This is a genomic window from Pseudomonas sp. R2-60-08W (assembly GCF_003852335.1).
Lineage (GTDB): Bacteria > Pseudomonadota > Gammaproteobacteria > Pseudomonadales > Pseudomonadaceae > Aquipseudomonas.
Map to the genome: position 1 here is coordinate 3085193 of NZ_CP027731.1, position 21361 is coordinate 3106553.

Genomic DNA, 21361 nt, shown 5'->3' on the forward strand with positions numbered 1-21361 from the left:
TATGCGTCATTGCTGTTTGAGCTTCAGAAAAGACTGATGCAGGTCGGTTGCCCATCCATCGATGACGCTTTTTACATCACCGGCCTTCATCACTTGAGTGTTGTTTGCCAGCGGCTTCCCTGTGCCTTTGCGCACCACCTGGGCAATCACTTTTGCGTTGGCGCCATCAAGGAACTGCGCCTCGGTGCCCAAGGTGGTTTGCTGGTCGCGAATCCCCGTGCCGGTACTTACCGCCGCCGCGACAAACGCAACCGGAATGAACTCGTAAGGCTTGAGCCCTTCGGTTTTACTGCTGACGGCTGTAATCGCTGCGCGCACGACGATCACCCCGGGGCCAGGGCCATTTGCCAACGGCATTGAACGGGCCAGTTCACGCTTGAGCGCCTGGTTGTAATAGTCGTTGATGCCGCGCAGGGTGCTGTCTGGAATCCGGGGGGTGGCTTGAGGCTTGGGATAGAACTGCGTGGGTTCGATGTACACCGCGCTGTAGCGGTTCAGGTCCAGTGTGGGATCGACCCAGCGCATTACTTCGGCTCCGGAGGGCGACTTGGCTTCCTTGAGTCGGCTGTAGTCCGACAGAAAGCCCGAATATTCGTCCGGTTGCGTGACCTTGCTGGCGCAGCCCGCCATGCCGATCGAGGCGATGCACAGCATGCTGACCATTAGCCTGAGTTTCATCGTTGGAGCTCCCCATCGATAGCTTGAGCTCTAGGTATAGCCAATCTTGGCAAAACGGGCTGCTTATTTTGGCCATGAGCCTTGGGGGGCGAAGCCACAGGTTGTCGGTGACGGCTCGGGAGCCGAAGCCTCTTAACTGGCGCCCCGCGTTCCAAATGTGGGAGGGGGCTTGCCCCCGATGGCGGCCTGACAGCCGACCAGAACGCTGGATCAGAGCAAGTACATATTCAGATCAAGAGCTTCGCATCGTGGTTACTTAGGCTGCAACAAAGGTGTGTAGATACCTATGCCCCGACGAGGGAGTGTCTGTAAATGCATCTGCTACTGACCCATCGCCATCGGGGGCAAGCCCCCTCCCACATTTAGCTCGCGGAGCATCAGTCAGGCAGTCGTCGGCCGCCTCGCCCCTCATGATCAGAATTGCTCAGCCGCGTTCGCGGGGGATCAGGCTCTGCAACTGCGCAGCCAGGAAATTGGCGTCGAAGGCGAAGGTATCCGGGTCTTTCAGGCCATTGGTCTTCTTCCAGAGCCAATCATTTTTATCCGCCGGCAGCACCAGCGACACGCTGCCGTGGCGGGCGGCGGTCAGGCCCATTACCGCAACAGAAATAAACCCGTCCGCGCCCATCACGTCCGGCACGAACTCCACGCTTTTACCCGTGATGAGCACATTCAACTTCTCGGTCTTGAAGGTCGATGCCTCCACTGGCACGCTCGGACTGCTAGCGACATAGGCTTCCCGACGCACCTCCAGCAAACCTGCGCTTTTGACCGGTTCCAGCCACTGTTCGATCTGCTCGAACAACTCGCCAAGCTTCAGCGCCCAGCGCGCCGACTGCACCTCGAATTGTTGTTTTTTCTGCGCTTCGCTCTCGGCGTAATGACGAAGCATCTCGCCCAGTTGCTGTACATCGTCCATTGCGGATTTCCTTGGGTGAGCCAGGTTGCGAAGCCCGATCATGGCAGATACGTGCCTTCGGCGTACGGGTTATGGGCGACTGCGCCAGCGCCAGGCAGCAGACAGGTCATATCCGCTCAGTACCTGAGCAGTCCCAGGCCACCAAACGCGCATGAACTGCTCTGGTGAATTGGCGGGCAACTGCACATGACTAATCCGCCTTCGGTGAGTATGGTGGAATCCACATTCCCTGCCCGGAGCATCGCATGCGCACCATCGGCCTTATCGGCGGCATGAGCTGGGAGTCCAGCGCCGAGTATTACCGCATCATCAACCAGCAAGTACGCGACCGGCTCGGCCCGCTGCGTTCGGCGCAAGTGTTGATGTACAGCGTGGACTTCGGCCCGGTGGAACAGGCCCAGCACGCCGGGCGCTGGGACGATACCGCGCTGATCCTGGAAGACGCCGCGCGCCGTTTGCAGGCCGGGGGCGCCGCGTGTGTGGTGCTGTGTACCAACACCATGCACCGGGTGGCGCCGCGTATCGAGGCGGCGGTGTCGATTCCCTTCCTGCATATTGCCGATGCGGCGGGCGCTGCCGCCGTACAGGCGGGTACCTTGACCGTGGGATTGCTCGGCACTGCATTCACCATGGAACAGGACTTCCTCAAGGCCCGCCTGGTCGCACAGGGCCTGACCGTACTGGTGCCGGATGCGGACGAACGCAAAGCGGTGCACCGGATCATCTATGAGGAGTTATGTGTGGGGGTGATCAGCGCCGAATCACGCGCCGTCTACCAGCGGGTGATCGAATCCCTGGCCGCGCGCGGCGCCCAGGCAGTGATCCTCGGCTGTACGGAAATCAGCCTGCTGATCAAACCCGAGCACAGCGACCTGCCGCTGTTGGACACCACCGAGCTGCATGCGCGGGCTGCGGTGGCGTTTGCGCTGGAGGACTAAACCGGCGTGCGCAGGCGCGCCATGCTCAAGGTGTCGACGAACACACCGTCACGCAGGGCGTAATCGCGCAAACAGCCTTCGACCTCGAAGCCGAATTTGCGGTACAGGTTGTGCGCCGCTTCGTTGTCGGCGTACACCGTGAGTTCTACGCGATGCAGGTTCATCCAGTTGTCGGCCACATCCAGCGCGGCGGTCAGCAACTTCGAACCCACGCCCTTGCCCTGCCAGGCCGTCGCCACCCCCATGCCGAGCGACCCCACATGCGCCTGGCGCACGCGCAGGTACTGTTCCAACCCCAATTGGCCAATCACTTCGCCGCCGTGCACCGCCACCAGTTGCAAACGGCGCTCGTTATCCATTACCAGGCGCTTGCGCCACGCTTCCACTGACTGAAAAGGCATTTGCAGCACCTGACGGCATACCGCCGGTTCGTTATAGAGCGCAGCAACGCCCTCAAGATGGGCCTCGGTGAAACGCTGGATCACGATATGGGGCTCGGGGGTGTGCATCGTATTTCATCCTTTGAAAGACACGTGGCCGCCCAGTGTAGGAGCAAATTCGGCGCCCTGGCGAGCCCTTGACCTCCCGTGTACCAGGCGGCTGGGTCGCAGGCTGGTTGAGTATTATCGGAAGTTGCTGACCAAACAACCGATACGGTCCTACATTCACGGCAGGCTTTACTTGAAAAACTCGGGCGGGTCCAACCCTGCAACCGAGTGTCTGCCAATTGATAAAACAACGAACGCTATCAGCCTGCTTTTTTGTCTCTGTGCTATTGGGGGGCAGCGCTTGTACGACGAAACAACTGCCTGAGTGGGGTATCCGCTGGCTGCCGGATTGCGCCGGCCGGCCCTTCGCCGGGCTGGATCCGGAGGTGGTCGCCAGGACGCAATGCGGCATCGCCACCGTGCCCCTGGACCACCTGAACCCCAGCCTGGGCAAGCTCAAGCTGGATATCACCCGCGTTTCAGCGTTGCTGCCCGCCGAGCGCGAAGGTGCCCTGTTTACCAATCCGGGCGGGCCCGGCGCCGAGGCCGACGGATTCACCGTGCTCCTGGCCTCCATATGGAAAGGCTACGCCGATCAGCCACAGGGTGAGGCCTATCGGCACCTGCTCAATACCTATGATGTGATCGGAATTACACCAAGAGGGATGGGCAGTGACCCTCAATCGCAACTGGTGTGCCGATCCGACGAGGACATCGTTGCGCAAAACGACATCACTGAAGATCGCAGTCCGGCCAATATCGAGGCTATCGGGCATAACGCTGGCGTACTGGCCCGGGGTTGTGCCAGCCAGAGCCTGGCGCCCTATATCAATACTGAACAAACGGCGCGGGACATGGAGCTGGTGCGTGTGCTGCTCAACGAACGCCAGCTCAACTACTTCGGCAACTCTTACGGCACATGGCTGGGCGCCTGGTACGCCGGCTTGTTTCCAAAGCAGGTCGGGCGCATGGTGCTCGACTCGAGTACAGATTGGACCGCCACGTTCCAGGACGCCTCGTTGGTTCAAGCACCGGAAAAAGAACGCGTGTTCGCGCGATTTGTTGCCCAGCGCGCCGCCGACGATCCGCACCGCTACCAGATGGGAGGCACCCCACAGGCAATAAGCGCGGTTTTCCTCGACCTGTTGCCTCAAGTCAGGGTGGCGCTGCGTTCAGACAACGAGTACTACAGCGCGCCTGAATACCTGATGGCTGCCCGCGCACTCAATCAGTGGCTACGTGAGTCGCCAGACCTGCCAGACGCCAAGCTGTTGGCCAACGCCGGAGCCCATCGATTCAGCCCCGACGCTGGCGTAAATGCGCTGGCGAAACAGGCCTTTGCACGCCTGCTCGACGTCATTCGCCGCCCGTCACCGTGGAATGGTCTGGCGCTTGGCCCCTTGAACCTCACGCCCCAGGAGTCCGTCCGTAGCACCGTGTTATGCAACGATTCAGTGTCCGCAGGCGAAGCATTCTGGACCGAAAAAGAAAACCAGTACGCCATCCAGTATCCGGTGGGGGGCAGTTTCTTCCCGTCGAGGCATTGCGCCGAGTGGCGCGGCCAACAGCTTGACGGGGTCCCGCAGCGAAGGCTGGCGCAGGTCGACGGCCTCTTTATGGTTCAGGCCGAATATGACGATCAGACGCCCGCAGCAGGTGCTCTCAAAGCGTTCAGAAGCGTGCCTGCTGCGCACATGACGCTGCTCAAGGGCGCCTACCGACACGGCGTTTCGTTCTCCGGGTTCAACGTCTGCGTAAACAGGAACGTCGGAGATTTTCTGGCCTATGGACGTAAACCTGACCGCTTCTCGATCTGCTACGAATCCCCCTGAACTCAGGTTCAGCCTCGCAGCGCTGTCCGCCATAGCCGGGCGATGTCCGCCGCACGCTCACGCAACAATCGCGGCGCCTCGCTGCATGCCTGTGCAAGACTCATCGGCCCCGAGGGCAGCGCAAAGGCGGCATCCACGCCGTGGGCGTACATCTGCTCGTAGCCATCGCCCAGGGTTCCGGCGATCACGATCACCGGGACATTGTGTTGCCGGGCAATACGCGCCACGCCAAACGGGGTTTTCCCGCGCAGGGTCTGGGCATCGAAGCGGCCTTCGCCGGTGATCACCAGGTCGGCGCCACGCACCACGGCGTCGAGGCCAACCAGCTCGGCCACCACTTCAACGCCGGCGCGGAACTGCGCGCCGAGGAATGCCTTGGCGGCGAACCCCAAGCCGCCTGCCGCGCCGCTGCCGGGTTCGTCACGCACATCGTGGGCCAGCACCCTGGCGCAATGGTCGGCAAAATGACCAAGGGCAGCATCCAACTGCTGCACCTGTTCGGGGTTGGCGCCTTTTTGCGGGCCGAAAATCGCCGAGGCGCCGTGGGGACCGCACAGCGGGTTGTTCACATCCGCCGCGATTTCGAAGCAGACCCGCGCCAGGCGTGGGTCGAGGTTTTCCAGGTTAATACGCGCCAGGCCGCTCAACGCCAAGCCACCGGGTGCCAGGGGCTGGTTCTGGGCGTCGAACAACTGCACGCCGAGCGCTTGCATCGCGCCTGCGCCGCCATCGTTGGTGGCACTGCCGCCGATCGCCAGGATAATGCGCCGGGCGCCCAGGTCGAGCGCGGCGCGGATCAGCTCGCCGGTGCCATACGTGCTGCTGGAGCAGGCGTCACGCTGGCCCGGTGCAACCAACTGCAGGCCGCTGGCCTCAGCCATTTCGATGATCGCGGTGTGGCTGTCGGCCAACCAGCCCCAATGCGCCTGCACCGTATCGCCCATTGGCCCGCGCACGGCCTGGCTGCGCAATTGGCCGTTACACGCGGCGAGCACTGCTTCGACCGTCCCCTCACCGCCGTCCGCCATCGGGCATTGCACCAGCTGTGCGTCAGGCCAGACCTGAGCCAACCCTTGCGCAATGGCCTGGGCGACCCCTTCGGCACTCAGGCTGTCCTTGAACGAGTCGGGGGCGATGATGATTTTCATGGGCGTTCTCCGGTTTTTATAACGCCCATGCTGCCAGTTGGCACCGCCAATGACGCCGGTCCGATGCACAAGTGCAGCTGAGGTTTGTTGTTCATTTTTACAAAGTAAAACCTGCGCCCCATAAAAGCCAAACGCCTATGCCGGTTTGTTTGAGTTATCTGACGGCTAAAGCCTGTAACAGTGTAGGACGCCTCTTGAATAACCCATCTGCCTTGAGGCGTGGATTTACCCGCGAATAGAGTGTGGCCCGAGAAGATTCCAGGCATCGGCGCAAAGCCGGCTCAAGGAGAGTTTCATGGCGGGCACCTCTTCAACACCACGCATAGCTCCATTGTCCTACAACGCACGGGGTAACCCGGTGCATACCTGGGCCCTTACGCCCAGCCATATCACCGACCCGGTGCACTGCATATTGCCGCCGGAGGGTGTATTGCCGGTGATTTTTGTGCCGGGGATTATGGGGTCGAATTTGAAGAGTAAGCCGGTAAAGGGAAAGAAAAAGAAAACGGTGGGTCCTGTCTGGCGGTTGGATGCTGGGTTCATGGGCAAGAACATGTGGTTGGCGAAGAACTGGATCTTTAAAACGCCAGGCGAACGTCAAAAAATCCTGCACCCTGATCGAGCGGAGGTTGATAAAGACGGCGCGGTGCCCGGAATTGCCGTAGGTACGGTCATAACCGCCCCAGAGCTGGACAAGAAAAAGGCAGCCCTGGCCTTGACCACTCGCTATAGAGAGCGCGGTTGGGGCGAAGTCAGCGAAACCAGCTATCACGCTTTCCTTCTTTGGCTCGAAGACACCCTGAACAGCCAGTTCCTACCGCACAAATGGCCGCAATTCGACATTCGCCCAGAGCACTTGCATACCGCCGCCGTCGAGCCTGGGCCAACACACATCGCCCGATTGAAGCCCGGACTGCCCATCGCCATGCCAGGGTTGGGCGCCAACCTGGCGGCCCAGTTGCCCTCGATTCTTTCGGATGAATTGGTAGCGCGTGGCGGCTACCGCATGCCGGTGCACGCCTGTGGTTACAACTGGCTGGACTCCAACGAACAGGCCGCATCAAGGCTGGCCCAGCGCATTGATGAGTTGATGCACCAGTACGGGCGCAACTGCCAGCAGGTGATTCTGGTCACGCATTCCATGGGCGGACTAGTGGCGCGGCGATGCGCGCAACTGCCCGGTATGGCCGACAAGATCGCGGGTGTTGTTCATGGCGTCATGCCCGCAACCGGCGCGCCAGTCGCTTATCGCCGCTGCAAGGTCGGCATGAGCGACGAAGATCCCATTGCCGGTGCGGTGATCGGCCCGTCCGGCCAGGAAGTCACCGCAGTGTTTGCGCAGGCGCCAGGTGCCTTGCAGTTGCTGCCTACTCAGGATTACGCCCCGGGTTGGCTGAGGTTGCTCGACCAACACGGCGTGCCGGCGATGCCGCGCCAACCGGAAAAGGATCCATACGAAGAAATTTATTTGCGCCGTGACCGTTGGTGGGGATTGCTGCGTGAAGAGTGGTTGGCGCCGAAGGGCGGAGATCCGATCACATGGAAAGTTTTCACGGACAACATCCGAAGCGCAAAGGAATTTCACCAAGATATCGCGGGCTCCTACCACCCTCAAACCTACGTCTACTACGGCAACGACGACAAATACCCCAGCTTCGAATCCATCACCTGGGAAATGCGACGCGGGTCTCGCCTCAACGGCCCTTATGCCTCGAGCCCGGATGCCTTCACGGTGTCCAGCCTGCAGATGCATGACGTGCGCGACGGCGGGCGCAGCCCTCTTTACGTCGGTGGCCAGGCCGAGGCCGTGCCACCCCTGCGGGGTGACCCCGATGCGCCGGTCAGAACCGTGCAGACCAGTTACTGGGAACTGCATTGCCGTATGCAGGACGGCGCGGGCGACGGCACCGTGCCGGTGAGTTCCGGTCGTGCGCCCATCAGGCTGGCGAGCAAGGACTCAGTCCGCCACCAGGTTCAGGCGCCCGGTTTCGATCATGAGGCGTCTTACGCCCATCCGTTAACCCAGCAATTCACCCTCTACTCCCTGATCAAAATCGCGGCGAAAGCCAAGAGGCCTCTATGCGCAGGTTGAGCGCTTTTTTTTCATGCCTGGTGTTTGGAGCGGTCGCCGGGTGCACCGCCTTCAAACAACCCAGCGAACAGGAGAAACAAACCGTGCACGAATTGACCAGCAACATGCGCACCTGGGCGCTGGGCCGAGGCCTGATCAACTTGCCCGCTAATTGGACCGGCGGAGGGGATGTGAAGCTGTATTACGGGTTGGGAGCCGATCATTCGTCCGTGGAAGTGCGTGTGTTGAGTGAGGGAGTGACCCAGGAGCGGTTTGTTGCAGCCTTGTACGAGCGCGCGCGCCGGATTGCGGCGGTTAAAAACTATAAAAATTCAGATGTATCGATGCTGGTTTCGGCGAAAATTGTCTCACCCAGAGAAAAAATATTGCAGTACTACAAGCGAGCGACCCGCCGCCAAACGTTCGTTCACGAGTCTCACCTGCTGATCGATGATGTCTACGTCATGCTCCGTGCTGAGTCTTACGACGGGGATACGGATCCCGTTCAAACCCGATTGTTAAAGCTGGCGAAGGAAATCTTCAAAGTCTCCCCCGAAAATGCCGGCGCGGGGTTCGCGCTTGGGCCGGTGGTGATCCGAAGTCATCACGACCAGGAGATCGCCAGCTTCGAATTCAGTCCGCCCGCCTCAGACGTGTCGCTGGAGGTTTATGTCAACGCTTTGTCGCCAAGCCAAACGAAAAGCATAAAGACCCGAACCGAGGAAGGTGTACGGGTTTTTCTCGCGGGTGATTATGAAAACCTGCGCACGAAGAAAATCACCCTCGCGGGAATGCCGGCGGAAGAATCACTGATCGGCTTCAGCGACGACACCCATCGTCAAATACTCTTCGGCGCTGAGAACTATCGTGAAAATCCTGCCCTGGATCGTCCAAGCATGAACTTCCGCATGTCGGCGGGAGGCATGAAAGCAGACCCGTATGATCCCGACGAACCGGAAGATCTGGTGCGCTGGACCCTGCCCGAATTCGCCAACATAGGTTACGAACTGCCGCTCTGGCAACAGCCTGCATCACCCGCCCCGGTCAACCCTTCACTCACTGACCACGAAGCCATGGCCGTGTGGGACGCGATCCTCAAGTCCGTTCGCATGCGCCCCAACTCAGTCGCGCCCAGGCCGGATCCCTGGGCCTTCTACAGTGGACCTCGCCCTGAAGCTGCCGAAAACAAGCGCATTCTCGATGAGTTCATCGCCAGCTTTGAAAAGCGCAAGCCACAACCTTGAAAGGAAAGCCTATAGCGCCGTCCGAATGTCTAGGCCCCATTCTGAGGCAACAGTTGCACGCCCAGGTACAGCGCAAGCATGCCATCCAGAGTCAGCGGGTCGACGCCGCTCAGTTCGGCAATCCGTTCCATGCGGTAGCGCAGGCTGTTGCGGTGAATCCCCAGGGCATCGGCACAGGCCTGGCTTTGCCCGTCGTGGTCGCACCATGCGCGCAGCGTGGCCAGCAGTTGGCCGTTGTTGTCCCTGGCGAGGACTTTGCGCAGCGGGTTGAGCAATTCATCCAGGGCATCGTCGTTACGATGGCGCCAGAGCATGACAGGCAGACGATAGCGGTTGAGGATCAACAGGCGCGAATGCGGCAGGATATCGCGACCGTAGGCCAGCAAATCGCTGACACGGCGATAGCACCGGCGCAACCCGGCCAAACCTTGCGCCTGCCCGCCTACGGCGACCCGCAATACAGTCCAGCCCAGGCCGTCGAGCTTTTCCAGCAGGCGCGGGTTATCGATCTGCACTGACGCGGGTCGACACCACAACAGCGACAACGGCGCTGAACTGACGCACCAACTGTCCGGATAACGCGACGTCAGCCAGGCACTCAAGGCTTCGGCCGACTGCCCCGCGCCCAGTTCGAACAGGTAAGGCGTACGCGCCAGTTGCGGCTTGAGGCCCAGTTGTTGCGCTTCGTCGACCAGGCGCGGCGAGTCACCGGTATCGGCCAGCAGCAATGCCAGCAGGTCGTCACAGCGCTGGCGCCGCCACTGCTGCTCGGCCTGCTGGTGGCGGTGACTGACCAGCATCTCGGCGGTCATGCGCACCAGTTCGGCGTAGGTGCGCAGGCCTTGGGGTTCGCCGGTGATACCCAGCACACCGATCAAGCGCTGATCATGCATCAGCGGCAAGTTGATGCCAGGCAGCACACCCTTGAGGTGCTTGGCGGTCTGCCCATCGATTTCCACCACGCGCCCGTTCGCCAGCACCAGTTGGGCGCCTTCGTGGCGGGTGTTGATGCGTTCCGGTTCGCCGCTGCCGAGGATCAGGCCCTGGTTGTCCATAACGTTGACGTTGTAGGGCAGGATCGCCATGGTGCGATCGACGATATCCTGTGCCAGCTCATGATCCAGCTCGAACATGGGGCTATTTTCCTTCCAAAGCGAATTGGTCACCGGCACAGCGCAAAGCGGGCATGGCTGTGCGCAAGCACAAAGACAGTTGCCCATCGCGTCGCCGAGACTGTTTGGGCGATCAACGTTACCCTCGCATCGCTAAAAAACATAATAAAGAGAGACTCGCCATGTCACAGAGCGCCGCCGCAGCACTGGCCACCGATGACGATAAAAACGCCATCTACAAGCGCGTTACCCTGCGCCTGATCCCCTTCATTTTTATCTGCTACCTGTTCAACTACCTTGACCGGGTGAACGTTGGCTTTGCCAAGTTGCAGATGCTCGACGCGTTGAAATTCAGTGAAACCGTGTACGGCCTGGGTGCCGGGATCTTCTTTATCGGCTACGTGCTGTGTGGCGTGCCGAGCAACCTGGCGCTGACCCGGTTCGGGCCAAGGCGCTGGATAGCGCTGATGATGATCGTGTGGGGCACCTTGTCCACCTGCCTATTGTTCGTGACCACCCCGACGCATTTCTACACCTTGCGCCTGTTCACCGGCGCCGCCGAGGCGGGGTTCTTTCCCGGTGTGGTGCTGTACCTCTCGCAGTGGTTTCCGACGTTTCGCCGAGGCCGGATCATGGCGCTATTCATGTCCGCGATTCCGGTCTCCGGCCTGCTTGGCAGCCCGTTCTCCGGCTGGATTCTCAACCACTTTGCGGCAGGTCAAGGCGGCCTCGCCGGTTGGCAGTGGATGTTCCTGTTGCAAGGCATTCCCACCGTGATCCTCGGCGCCCTCGCCTACTTCCTGCTCAGTGACAGCTTCGCCCACGCCAAGTGGCTCAAACCCCACGAACGCGCGGTACTGGAAGCCGACCAGGCCACCGATCTTGCGAACAAACCGAAGACCACCACCGACTCCCTGGCCGAGGTGTTCAAGAACCCGGCGATCTGGGCATTCGGCCTGATCTACTTCTGCATCCAGAGCGGCGTCTACGCGATCAACTTCTGGCTGCCGTCGATCATCAAGAACCTGGGGTTCAGCGATAACCTGGTGATCGGCTGGCTCAGTGCGATCCCGTACCTGCTGGCCGCAGTCTTCATGTTGCTGGTGGGGCGCTCCGCAGACTTGCGCAAGGAACGCCGGTGGCACTTGGTGGTGCCGATGCTGATGGGCGCAATTGGCCTGGTGATCGCGGTGAATTTCGCTACCACCCCGGCTATCGCCATTCTCGGCCTGACCATCGCCACCATGGGCGCCCTCACCGGGCTGCCGATGTTCTGGCCGGTGCCCACCGCCATGCTCAGCGCGGGCGCGGCGGCGGGTGGACTGGCGTTGATCAACTCTATGGGCCAGATGGCCGGGTTTCTCAGCCCCTACATCGTCGGGTTCGTGAAGGATGCGACGGGGTCCACGGATGTGGCGCTGTACTTGCTGGCAGCGGTGATCGTGGCCGGCAGTGTGTTGGCGTTGCGCATGACACGCACCTTGAAGGTGTAAAGTGCGCATCGCCTGCAGGTATCGGAACGGGTGAAAGTGCTGCAGCGTTTTCTACAGGTGCGCTGCCAGACGTTGCTGAGCGCGTGAAGAAATACGCACAGGGCTTGTTCCAGAGCGTTGGTGTCTGGTATTGCATGAGCCACGTTTGCCTGCCATGAGGAGCTTTGCATGATTTACCGCACATTGGGCCAGTCCGGGTTGAAGGTCAGCGCACTGACACTAGGCACCATGATGTTTGGCGAACAGACCAGCACCGAAGACTCGCTGCGCATCATCGATAAGGCCTGGAGTCAAGGCATCAACTTTATCGACACCGCCGACATCTACACCGGCGGGCGCTCCGAGGAGATCGTCGGCGAGGCCATCGCGCGCAACCGCCAGGACTGGGTGGTGGCGTCGAAGGTCGGGATCGGCCCGGTGGATGGCGTGCCCAACCGCAATGGGCTGAGCCGCAAACGCCTGTTCAACGCGCTGGAGGCGAGCCTGGCGCGTTTGGACACCGATTACCTGGACATCTACTACCTGCACCGCGAGGACCACGACACGCCGCTGGAAGTCACGGTATCGGCGATCGGCGACCTGATTCGCCAGGGCAAAGTGCGCTACTGGGGGTTATCCAACTACCGTGGCTGGCGTATTGCCGAGGTCATCCGCGTGGCCGAGCGCCTGGGCGTTGACAGGCCCATCATCAGCCAGCCGTTGTACAACATCGTCAATCGCCAGGCCGAGGTCGAGCAAATCACCGCCGCGGCCGCCTATGGACTGGGCGTGGTGCCCTACAGCCCGTTGGCGCGTGGCGTGCTCAGCGGCAAGTATGCCCCCGACCTGACACCTGAACCGGGCAGCCGCGCGGCACGCCAGGACAAACGCATCCTGGAAACCGAATGGCGCGTCGAATCGCTGCGCATCGCCCAGCAGGTCCAGCAATACACCCAGGGCCGTGGCGTGGGGATGGTTGAGTTCGCGATCGCCTGGGTGCTGAACAACGCGGCAGTGAGTTCGGCGATTGTCGGCCCGCGCACCGAGGCGCAATGGGATGCGTACACCGGGGCATTGGCGGTAGAGATCACGGCGCAGGATGAGGCGTTCGTCGACTCATTGGTAACGCCGGGGCATTCGTCCACGCCGGGCTTCAATGACGTCGGGCATTTCGTGTCGGGCCGAGTGACGCGTTAGTCGCGATGACGCGTTCTCGCTGACCACGAAAACGCGTTCAAACCGCGCATTACACGAAAATTTACGCAAGCCCGCCCCAAAACAGCGCAGCGTTTTGACGCTAAAGGCACCATAATCCTCTGCTGGAATTGGATCTGAATCGGCTTTCGCGAGGACAGCGTGTCTAAAGGTGTTGCGTTATCGGTATTGGCCTCGGTGTTGTTCGCCGTGATGTATTACTTCACGTCCCTGCTCACACCGTTGAGTGGCCTGGAAATTTTCGGCTGGCGCATGTTGCTGACCGTGCCCTGCATGACCGTATTCATGGTAGTCAGCGGCGAATGGCGGCGGGTGTGGGAGTTGCTGCATCTGCTGGCGGCCAAGCCGCGCTTGATCGGCGGCGTGCTGGTGTCGTCTGCGTTGCTCGGCGTGCAGTTATGGCTGTTCATGTGGGCACCGCTCAATGGCCGCAGCCTGGATGTGTCGGTGGGGTATTTCCTGTTGCCGCTGACCATGGTGTTGACCGGACGCCTGGTCTACGGCGAACAGTTGTCGCGCTTGCAGCAGATCGCCGTGGTATTTGCCGCATTGGGTGTGCTCAACGAGCTGTACCAGGCCGGCGGTTTTTCCTGGGCGACCCTCGTAGTGATCATCGGTTACCCCGTGTATTTCGTGGTGCGTAAATACCTGACCACCGACCATCTGGGCGGCCTGTGGCTGGACATGGCGTTGATGCTACCGGTGGCCTGGTGGTTCGTGCAAAGCGGCGAACAAGGCTTTGCGGTACTGGATGCACAGCCCAAGCTCTACGCGTTGATTCCCATGCTGGGCGTGATCAGTGCCTCGGCGCTGGTGAGCTATATCATCGCCAGCCGTTTGCTGGCCTTCAGCCTGTTCGGCCTGCTCAGTTATGTGGAGCCGGTGTTGTTGCTGGCAGTCGCGCTGCTGCTGGGTGAAGGCATCAAGGGCGGGCAATGGCTGACCTATATCCCGATCTGGCTGGCGGTGATGGTGCTGGTGTATGAGGGATTCAAGCACTTGGTGCGTCAGCGCAAGGCCTGACTCGGTCAAAAATGTGGGAGGTCCCACTAAGTCTTCGACGTAGCGCTGTCGCGCATCAAACTGGTTCATCGTAAGGTTGAAGAACGCGTGCGGGGCAAAGGCCGTAGCCAACACTGGTGTGACAGCACCCGAGTGGGAGAGTGGCCTGCACGGTATCGGCGTGGAGTCATTGTCGGCACAGCAAAGCTGTGACCACGTATAAGAGAGTGAATCCGCTCGCCACCGTGTACCCCGCCCGCGTCGTTCAATCCTGCGAGGAATTGTCATGACGCGCAAGAACCAAAAGCGTTTTGAGGTTATCCATCCGGACTGCGCTGCCGTTGATGTGGGCGGCAGTGAGCATTTGGCCGCTGTTGATCCGACCAAATGCGATGATCCGGTTAAGCGGTTTTCAACCTTCACCGATGATTTGCATGCCATGGCCGATTGGTTTGAATCCATGGGCGTCAAGGTGGTGGCGATGGAGGCGACTGGAGTTTATTGGATCCCGCTCTTTGAAATACTCGATAGACGAGGGTTTGAAGTCTATCTCGTGAATTCCCGTGCGACCCGGCAAATAACCGGTCGCAAGTCCGACGTACTGGATTGTCAGTGGATCCTTCAGCTCATGACGCACGGGCTGCTGCGAGGCGCTTTTCGGCCCTCGGACGATGTGTGTTCATTGCGCTCACTGGTCCGTCAGCGTGGCAATAAGGTCCGCGACCAAGCCAAGGCCCTCAACCGGATGCAAAAGGCTTTGGTCCAGATGAACATCCAACTGGCTCAAGTCATCAGCAACATTGCCGGGGTGACAGGCATGAGTATTTTGCGGGCAATCGTTGATGGAGAACGTGACCCCGAAGTACTTGCCATGCTTAGAGACAAGCGCGTCAAAGCCGACCAGGCCACTGTCGCCCGAAGTTTGCGGGGTAACTGGCGAGCTGAGCATTTGCATGCACTGAGTCAGGAACTGGCGGCTTACGACTTCCTTGAAAAACAGATTGGTGAATGCGACCTAGCCATCGCCTTTGCACTTGAACGGTTGCCTGTTCTTCAAGACGAGGTCGTGCTCCCAGCTAAAACGCTGCGCAACCCACACCGCTCCACTGAGCAGCAATTGACCCTGCATCGAGCGCTGAATAAGGTGATGGGGGTAGATTTAACCGCAATTCCTACTATCGGCATCGATACGGCGTTGGTTTTGGCTAGCGAATTGGGATCGGACTTGTCGCGGTTTCCGACCTCACAGCACTTCTGTTCCTGGCTGGGCCTCGCGCCGCCAACGCGAATTTCGGGAGGAAAACCCTTGCCCGGGAAATCTCTAAAAGTGATTAACCGAGCTGCACAGGCTTTAAAGCAAGCCGCTTCTATCGCACGCAATGATAAAAGCTTTATCGGAGCAAGCCATCGGGCGCGCCTAACCCGAATGGATACTTGCTGCGCAATCAAGGCGACAGCGCATCAACTGGCCCGGCTGATTTACGCGATGCTGACTAAAGGTCAACCGTACGTTGAAAAAGGAATCGAGGAGTTTGAAGAAAAAAGCCGTGACCGGCAGATGCGCGCCTTGGAGCGCAAGGCGCGTAAGTTAGGAATGCAGCTGGTTAAAGCGGCTTGAAATTAAGAGCAAAAACAATGAGTTATTTTTTGTTTGATAAGAGGGGGCTTGCCCCCGATAAGGCAGTGTCAGTCAGCGCATATGTGACTGAGCCACCGCCATCGGGGGCAAGCCCCCTCCCACATTTGATCGCTGTTGTGTCAGGGATTATTGCTTAGTCAGCGGTCAACACACCGCGACGCACCTGATCACGCTCAATGGACTCGAACAACGCCTTGAAGTTGCCCTCGCCGAAGCCATCGTCGCCTTTACGCTGAATGAATTCGAAGAACACCGGGCCCATCAGGGTTTCCGAGAAGATCTGCAGCAGCAGGCGCTTGTCGCCCTCGATCGAGGAGCCATCGAGCAAAATGCCGCGCGCCTGCAGTTGGTCCACCGGTTCGCCGTGGTTCGGCAGGCGGCCTTCGAGCATCTCGTAGTAGGTGTCCGGCGGCGCGGTCATGAAACGCATGCCGATCTTCTTCAGCGCGTCCCAGGTCTTGACCAGGTCGTCCGTGAGGAACGCCACGTGCTGGATGCCCTCGCCGTTGAACTGCATCAGGAACTCTTCGATCTGGCCGGCGCCCTTGGAGGACTCTTCGTTCAACGGGATGCGGATCATGCCATCCGGCGCGCTCATGGCCTTGGAGGTCAGGCCGGTGTATTCGCCCTTGATATCGAAGTAGCGCGCTTCACGGAAGTTGAACAGCTTCTCGTAGAAGTTGGCCCAGTAAGCCATGCGGCCGCGGTAGACGTTGTGGGTCAGGTGATCAATGACCTTCAGGCCGGCGCCCTGCGGGTTACGGTCTACGCCTTCGAGGTAGACGAAGTCGATGTCATAGATCGAGCTGCCTTCGCCAAAACGGTCGATCAGGTACAGCGGCGCCCCGCCGATGCCTTTGATCGCTGGCAGGTTCAATTCCATCGGGCCGGTGTCGATATGAATCGGCTGGGCCCCGAGTTCCAGGGCGCGCTTGTAGGCTTCCTGCGAGTTCTTCACGCGAAACGCCATGCCGCACACCGACGGCCCATGTTCGGCGGCGAAGTACGAGGCAAGGCTGTTGGGCTCATTATTGAGGATCAGGTTGATCTCGCCCTGGCGGAACAGGTGCACGTTCTTGGAACGGTGGGTTGCTACCTTGGTGAAGCCCATGATCTCGAAGATCGGCTCCAGGATGCCCGGGGTCGGCGAGGCGAATTCAATGAACTCAAAGCCCATCAGGCCCATCGGGTTTTCGTATTGGTCGGTCATGTTCGGTGCCTCATCATGCTTGCGGTAACAACTAGTTATTTACTAGCTATATGGTTATTTGCGGGCAAGGATGAGGTCAGCGGGTGGCGCACAGGAAAGGCCTCGCACGCTGCGGGCGAGGAAGTCACCAAAGATGAGGGGCGAACCGAGTTGCTTCATGTCATCAGTCTCTGACGGCGAGGCTTGCGTGAGCGCAAGTCCATATTCTTGTATGCGTAAATCGATTCTACACAGCGTAACCGTGTTTGTCCGTACTCTTATCAAATCTCCATTGCCTTGCCTTGCGCAAGGGGTTTGTTACACAGGTAAATGCCCAGCAGGATCACACCGCCGCCAAGCAGCATGGGCAGCGTCAGGTGTTCGCCAAGTAACAACGCCGCGCAAATGACGGCGGTCAGCGGGTTGAGCGCAATGAACACACCGGAACGCGTCGCGCCGATGCGCCGAATGCCATCGTAATAGCCGATATAGGCCAGGGCCGAGCCCATTATGCCCAGGTACCCCAAGCTGGCCCATTGCGACACATGCAGCACGCTCAGGCCCGCCAGGGTCATGCGCCCGGTGACAAGGATCGCAGCCAGGAGCATCACCGTGCCCAGCAGAATTGACCATGTCACGGTTTGCAACGGCCCCAGGCTTTGATTCAACTGGCGCGAGCCCAATGAATAGACGCCCCACCCCACGACGCAGCCGAGTATCAACAGATCGCCACGCCAGGCATCCACATTGCCCTGCAGCAATAGCGGGTTGCGACTGATAATGACAGCCGCCGCCCCGCCCAGGCACAGCGCAATACCCACGCACTTGGCGCGCTCCAGGCGCTCGTTGAACAACCACCAACCCGCCAGGCCGATCACGGCCGGGTTCAAGGCGACAATCAGTGAAGCCCGCGACGCATTGACGTAATGCAACCCATAGAAAAAGCACAGGTTGTAGAAAAAAATCCCGAAGAAACCCAGCGTCGCCAATTGCACCCATTGCCGTGGGCTCGGGCAGGTCAATCGGACCCGGGCGAACAGCATGTACAACGACAACGCCACGCTGGCCAGCACAAAGCGCAAGCTTGCCGCCAGTAACGGGTCTACCTGATCGGCCAGGTAGCGCCCGGCAACGAAGGTTCCGCCCCAGATAACGCTGACAGCGGCAAGCTTGAGATAAGTAAAACCATCAGCAATGCGGCGCATAAATTTGCTCGAAGAATAAGGGAGAGCCTATTCTTCAAGTAATGATCAATCATCGTAAAATGAGTCTTTCCTCATGACCCTGACCCAGTTGGAAATCTTTTCCCTGGTAGCTGAACTGCAAGGCTTTACCAGCGCCGCTCACCGCCTGGGTATCAGCCAGTCGGCGGTGTCCCATGCGATCAAGGCACTGGAGCAGGAGTTGGGTGTGGAATTGTTCCGACGTCACCAGACCCTGGTTGAACCGAGCGATACCGGCGTGCAATTGCTGGGGCGCGCCCGTGCCATGCTGGGCCTGGCCAACACGTTGCAGCAGGAAGCCGCCGACGCACGTGGCATGAAGCGCGGTACGCTGCGTATAGGCTCGTTCGGGCCCACTGCTTCAATCCGCTTGCTGCCCAACATCCTCAGCCACTTTCGGCAGGCTTACCCAGGCATAGAGGTACACATCGACGAAGGCCCCGACCGGCAGGTCATACACTGGCTGGATGAGCGGCGGGTGGATGTCGGGTTTGTCGTTTTGGAGCAGGACCGCTTCGATACCGTGGCGCTGTTGCAGGATCAATGGGTAGCGCTGTTACCGGCCGGGCATCGGTTAACCGCCCAGGCCGCGCTGCCCCTGCAAACGTTATGTGACGACCCGTTTATCCTGACTGAAGCCGGATCGTCGGAATGGGTCACGCACCTGTTCAGCCAGGCCCGATTACAGCCGAAGGTGCGTTACCGCTGCGCGCAGTTGCTCAGCACGCTGGAAGCGGTCAGCCGTGGCGACGGACTGAGCATTGTCGCGCAGGCATCGCTGCCGGCAGTCATCGATCCGCGTTATGTGGTGCGGCCATTGGCGCCTCAAGTGCCGCGCCAGATTGGTCTGGCTGTGCTCGACCGTCGCCAGTCATCACCCGCGACACTTGCGTTCATTGCAGTGGCGCAAAAGTTGTATCCCGCCCCGGTTTGAACTCGATCAAGCGCTGTTACGTTTTGCCGAGCACCGTGTGGCAATGCCATCTATCATCGGCATAGTCTCCCCTTTTCTGCATGGCTGCCCCTGTATGCCCCTGACCTCCCAAGGCCCACGAAACCGAGTCGCCTGCTATGTGTTCAGCGCAGTCTGCGGCCTGCTTCCCGTTTTGCTTGGGGTGGTAATTCTTTATTGGCAGGCCGAGCGCACGCTTGAGCAAAGCACCGCGCAAACGGCGCAGGAAGCCGTGCGTCAGTTCGACTTGATGCTCGACAACACCGCCGCCGCCGCCCAAGCGCTGTTACCACTGGCCGGCTTGCCGTGTGATAAGGCCGCGAAGCTGGCGCTGCGTGAGCAGGTCACTCGTCGGCCGTTCGTGCGCGCCACCACCTTGTCCTGGCAGCGAAACATTTATTGCAGTTCGTTGTTTGGCAGCGGTTATGAGTCGCCGGTCAACCCAGATGACTACGTTGACGGCAGTTTGTGGTTGATGAACGGTAATCCCGTCACGCCGGATACCGCGCTGCTGGTGTACCGGTTGGTCGACGGTGATCGAGCCGCGTTCGCCTCGATTGACGGCTATCACCTCACCAATGCCCTGCGCCTGATCAGCCGCTATGCCTTCCTGGTGCTGAAGGTCGGCCCCCATTGGCTGGACGCCGGGGGCAAGGTGCATACCAGCGCGTCACCGACGTTTGCCGTGGCCCAGCACTTTTTGGCCTCCAACCGCTATCCCTACAGCGTTGATGTGGGCATGCCCGAGGGTGAGGTGTGGCGTTATATGCAGGCGCGTTACCCGGCGGTGTTCAGTCTGGTGGTGTTTTTTGGGGTGCTGGCCGGCGTCCTGGCCCATTGGCTGCAGAAGCGCTCTTCGGCACCTACCCACGAGTTGCAACGGGCCTTGGGCGCCAACGAGTTCATTCCCTATTTCCAGCCGGTGGTGCGCGGCGACACTCGCCAATGGGCCGGCTGCGAAGTGCTGATGCGCTGGAAACACCCTAAAGAGGGCCTGGTGCGGCCAGACCTGTTTATCCCCCTGGCCGAGCACTGCGGACTGATCGTGCCCATGACCCGCAGCCTGCTGCGCCAGACCGCCGCGCAATTGGCGCCGCATGCCGAGCACTTCAGCCCGGGCTTCCATATCGGCGTGAACATCACCGCACGCCATTGCCTGGACCTGGACCTGGTGGACGATTGTCGCGAATTCCTCGCAGCCTTCCCGCCCGGCCAGGTCACCCTGGTCCTGGAATTGACCGAGCGTGAGCTGATCGAACCCACCGACATCACGCGCCGCTTGTTCGACGCTCTGCACCAGTTGGGCGTAATGATCGCAATCGACGACTTCGGCACCGGGCACTCCAGCCTGGGTTACTTGCGCAACTTCAATGTGGATTACTTGAAGATCGATCAAAGCTTCGTCGCCATGATCGGAGCGGATGCGCTTTCCCGGCATATTCTCGACAGCATCATAGAACTGTCCGCCAAGCTCGACCTGGGTATCGTGGCTGAGGGTGTGGAAACAGCGCAACAGTGTGATTACCTCATTGCAAAAGGCGTGGACCTTTTGCAAGGTTACCTGTTCGGCCGTCCGGTGCCCTGCGATGAATTCATTAAGGCGTTGACCCGCCATTGAATAGCCATCGACTTTAGATGAAACAATCTTATTTGGACAAAGACATGATTTACTCGAAGTGGATTAACCACTACAATTTTTCGTGCCGGCGATACACTCACGCAGGTGTTTTCGTTGAGTTAGCTTAATCCTCTTGGCTTAAGGCTTTCTTCGCAGTAGCTATCAGCTAACTACACTATTGGAGTACAGATTTTGTCCAGACTCGCCGAATTTCGCGCAGCAGAAAAAGCCCTTCAAGAGCAGCTCGCCCAGCTGGAATCGCTGAAGAACGACGCCGGGCTGAAGAAAGAAATCGAATTCGAAGAAAAGCTTACAAAGCTGATGAGCAGTTATGACAAGAGCCTGCGCGATGTGATCGCCATCCTTGATCCAAACCCGGGCAAATCGGCTGCTGCGGCCGTTCGTGCGCCGAAACAGCGCCGCGCACGTGTGGTCAAGGTTTACCAGAACCCGCATACCGGCGAGCTGATCGAGACCAAAGGCGGCAACCACCGCGGCCTTAAAGCCTGGAAAGAAGAGCACGGCGCAGCCACTGTAGACTCTTGGCTTCGCGGTTGATTAACATGCACTAACAGAAAGCCCCGCTTACGCGGGGCTTTTCGTTTGTAGGTTCACAAACGA

Annotated in this window: 18 protein-coding genes; 11 read left to right on the forward strand and 7 right to left on the reverse strand. The window is 59.7% G+C overall.

Annotated features, from left to right (window positions below):
• Positions 1 to 6 precede the first annotated feature (6 nt).
• Positions 7 to 678 (reverse strand): DUF3313 domain-containing protein, encoded by a 672-nt coding sequence (locus C4J90_RS13935; protein WP_124420074.1) that lies wholly within the window; start codon positions 676 to 678, stop codon positions 7 to 9.
• Positions 679 to 1102: 424 nt separating this feature from the next.
• On the reverse strand, positions 1103 to 1597 hold the full coding sequence (locus C4J90_RS13940; RefSeq protein ID WP_124420075.1) for a hypothetical protein: 495 nt from the start codon (positions 1595 to 1597) through the stop codon (positions 1103 to 1105).
• 245 nt (positions 1598 to 1842) lie between these two features.
• Here C4J90_RS13940 and C4J90_RS13945 point away from each other — a divergent pair, with 245 nt between their 5' ends.
• Positions 1843 to 2535, forward strand: coding sequence for an aspartate/glutamate racemase family protein (locus C4J90_RS13945; protein ID WP_124420076.1), 693 nt, complete (start codon positions 1843 to 1845; stop codon positions 2533 to 2535).
• Here the strand turns inward: C4J90_RS13945 and C4J90_RS13950 are convergent.
• Positions 2532 to 3044: a GNAT family N-acetyltransferase gene (locus C4J90_RS13950; RefSeq protein WP_124362955.1), complete on the reverse strand. Its 513-nt coding sequence runs from the start codon at positions 3042 to 3044 to the stop codon at positions 2532 to 2534. The two genes, C4J90_RS13945 and C4J90_RS13950, sit on opposite strands and share 4 nt — an antisense overlap.
• Positions 3045 to 3262: 218 nt before the next feature.
• Here C4J90_RS13950 and C4J90_RS13955 point away from each other — a divergent pair, with 218 nt between their 5' ends.
• Positions 3263 to 4855, forward strand: a complete 1593-nt coding sequence (locus C4J90_RS13955) for an alpha/beta hydrolase (RefSeq protein ID WP_177412829.1) — start codon at positions 3263 to 3265, stop codon at positions 4853 to 4855.
• Between the two features lie 8 nt (positions 4856 to 4863).
• Here the strand turns inward: C4J90_RS13955 and C4J90_RS13960 are convergent, their stop codons facing one another.
• On the reverse strand, positions 4864 to 6003 hold the full coding sequence (locus C4J90_RS13960) for a glycerate kinase (protein ID WP_124420077.1): 1140 nt from the start codon (positions 6001 to 6003) through the stop codon (positions 4864 to 4866).
• 295 nt (positions 6004 to 6298) lie between these two features.
• Between C4J90_RS13960 and C4J90_RS13965 the strand changes: the two genes are divergently transcribed.
• Together C4J90_RS13965 and C4J90_RS13970 are read left to right on the forward strand one after the other, a co-directional pair.
• The gene (locus C4J90_RS13965) at positions 6299 to 8095 is read left to right on the forward strand and encodes a triacylglycerol lipase (protein ID WP_124420078.1); all 1797 of its coding nucleotides are present in this window, start codon (positions 6299 to 6301) and stop codon (positions 8093 to 8095) included.
• Complete coding sequence (locus C4J90_RS13970) at positions 8083 to 9318, forward strand: T6SS immunity protein Tli4 family protein (RefSeq protein ID WP_124420079.1); 1236 nt, start codon at positions 8083 to 8085, stop codon at positions 9316 to 9318. Before C4J90_RS13965 ends, C4J90_RS13970 begins: the two co-directional genes overlap by 13 nt.
• Before the next feature lie 29 nt (positions 9319 to 9347).
• Here the strand turns inward: C4J90_RS13970 and C4J90_RS13975 are convergent, their stop codons facing one another.
• Positions 9348 to 10451: a sugar diacid recognition domain-containing protein gene (locus C4J90_RS13975; protein ID WP_124420080.1), complete on the reverse strand. Its 1104-nt coding sequence runs from the start codon at positions 10449 to 10451 to the stop codon at positions 9348 to 9350.
• A gap of 161 nt (positions 10452 to 10612) precedes the next feature.
• Here C4J90_RS13975 and C4J90_RS13980 point away from each other — a divergent pair, with 161 nt between their 5' ends.
• The 4 genes from C4J90_RS13980 to C4J90_RS13995 all read left to right on the forward strand — a co-directional run bounded on the left by C4J90_RS13980 (position 10613) and on the right by C4J90_RS13995 (position 15737).
• Entirely contained in the window at positions 10613 to 11923 is a 1311-nt protein-coding gene (locus tag C4J90_RS13980) for an MFS transporter (protein WP_124404242.1), read from the forward strand.
• A 168-nt stretch (positions 11924 to 12091) separates the two neighbouring features.
• Positions 12092 to 13099 carry an aldo/keto reductase gene (locus C4J90_RS13985; protein WP_124420081.1) on the forward strand — a complete coding sequence of 336 codons (1008 nt, stop codon included), beginning with the start codon at positions 12092 to 12094 and terminating at the stop codon, positions 13097 to 13099.
• 159 nt (positions 13100 to 13258) lie between these two features.
• A complete protein-coding gene (rarD, locus tag C4J90_RS13990; protein ID WP_124420082.1) occupies positions 13259 to 14140 on the forward strand; it encodes an EamA family transporter RarD in 882 nt (293 codons plus the stop codon).
• A 265-nt stretch (positions 14141 to 14405) separates the two neighbouring features.
• The gene (locus C4J90_RS13995; protein WP_124420083.1) at positions 14406 to 15737 is read left to right on the forward strand and encodes an IS110 family transposase; all 1332 of its coding nucleotides are present in this window, start codon (positions 14406 to 14408) and stop codon (positions 15735 to 15737) included.
• 154 nt (positions 15738 to 15891) lie between these two features.
• Here the strand turns inward: C4J90_RS13995 and hppD are convergent, their stop codons facing one another.
• Entirely contained in the window at positions 15892 to 16968 is a 1077-nt protein-coding gene (gene hppD, locus C4J90_RS14000) for a 4-hydroxyphenylpyruvate dioxygenase (protein ID WP_124420084.1), read from the reverse strand.
• Positions 16969 to 17228: 260 nt separating this feature from the next.
• Positions 17229 to 18152, reverse strand: coding sequence for a DMT family transporter (locus C4J90_RS14005; protein ID WP_124420085.1), 924 nt, complete (start codon positions 18150 to 18152; stop codon positions 17229 to 17231).
• Between the two features lie 73 nt (positions 18153 to 18225).
• On the opposite strand from C4J90_RS14005, the gene C4J90_RS14010 reads away from it, so the two are divergent.
• The 3 genes from C4J90_RS14010 to C4J90_RS14020 all read left to right on the forward strand — a co-directional run bounded on the left by C4J90_RS14010 (position 18226) and on the right by C4J90_RS14020 (position 21298).
• Positions 18226 to 19104: a LysR family transcriptional regulator gene (locus C4J90_RS14010; RefSeq protein WP_124414769.1), complete on the forward strand. Its 879-nt coding sequence runs from the start codon at positions 18226 to 18228 to the stop codon at positions 19102 to 19104.
• 94 nt (positions 19105 to 19198) lie between these two features.
• On the forward strand, positions 19199 to 20740 hold the full coding sequence (locus C4J90_RS14015) for an EAL domain-containing protein (RefSeq protein WP_124420086.1): 1542 nt from the start codon (positions 19199 to 19201) through the stop codon (positions 20738 to 20740).
• 192 nt (positions 20741 to 20932) lie between these two features.
• Positions 20933 to 21298, forward strand: a complete 366-nt coding sequence (locus C4J90_RS14020; protein WP_124362963.1) for a histone-like nucleoid-structuring protein, MvaT/MvaU family — start codon at positions 20933 to 20935, stop codon at positions 21296 to 21298.
• Positions 21299 to 21361: the final 63 nt, after the last annotated feature.

Excerpts from the sequence above, each read along its gene's own strand:
- C4J90_RS14015 (WP_124420086.1), top strand. The coding sequence starts at position 19,199 with ATGCCCCTGACCTCCCAAGGCCCACGAAACCGAGTCGCCTGCTATGTG.
- C4J90_RS13935 (WP_124420074.1), bottom strand. The coding sequence starts at position 678 with ATGAAACTCAGGCTAATGGTCAGCATGCTGTGCATCGCCTCGATCGGC.
- C4J90_RS13945 (WP_124420076.1), top strand. The coding sequence starts at position 1,843 with ATGCGCACCATCGGCCTTATCGGCGGCATGAGCTGGGAGTCCAGCGCC.
- C4J90_RS13985 (WP_124420081.1), top strand. The coding sequence starts at position 12,092 with ATGATTTACCGCACATTGGGCCAGTCCGGGTTGAAGGTCAGCGCACTG.
- C4J90_RS14010 (WP_124414769.1), top strand. The coding sequence starts at position 18,226 with ATGACCCTGACCCAGTTGGAAATCTTTTCCCTGGTAGCTGAACTGCAA.
- C4J90_RS13995 (WP_124420083.1), top strand. The coding sequence starts at position 14,406 with ATGACGCGCAAGAACCAAAAGCGTTTTGAGGTTATCCATCCGGACTGC.
- C4J90_RS13980 (WP_124404242.1), top strand. The coding sequence starts at position 10,613 with ATGTCACAGAGCGCCGCCGCAGCACTGGCCACCGATGACGATAAAAAC.
- C4J90_RS13975 (WP_124420080.1), bottom strand. The coding sequence starts at position 10,451 with ATGTTCGAGCTGGATCATGAGCTGGCACAGGATATCGTCGATCGCACC.
- C4J90_RS13940 (WP_124420075.1), bottom strand. The coding sequence starts at position 1,597 with ATGGACGATGTACAGCAACTGGGCGAGATGCTTCGTCATTACGCCGAG.
- C4J90_RS13970 (WP_124420079.1), top strand. The coding sequence starts at position 8,083 with ATGCGCAGGTTGAGCGCTTTTTTTTCATGCCTGGTGTTTGGAGCGGTC.
- C4J90_RS13960 (WP_124420077.1), bottom strand. The coding sequence starts at position 6,003 with ATGAAAATCATCATCGCCCCCGACTCGTTCAAGGACAGCCTGAGTGCC.
- C4J90_RS13965 (WP_124420078.1), top strand. The coding sequence starts at position 6,299 with ATGGCGGGCACCTCTTCAACACCACGCATAGCTCCATTGTCCTACAAC.
- hppD (WP_124420084.1), bottom strand. The coding sequence starts at position 16,968 with ATGACCGACCAATACGAAAACCCGATGGGCCTGATGGGCTTTGAGTTC.
- C4J90_RS13950 (WP_124362955.1), bottom strand. The coding sequence starts at position 3,044 with ATGCACACCCCCGAGCCCCATATCGTGATCCAGCGTTTCACCGAGGCC.
- C4J90_RS14005 (WP_124420085.1), bottom strand. The coding sequence starts at position 18,152 with ATGCGCCGCATTGCTGATGGTTTTACTTATCTCAAGCTTGCCGCTGTC.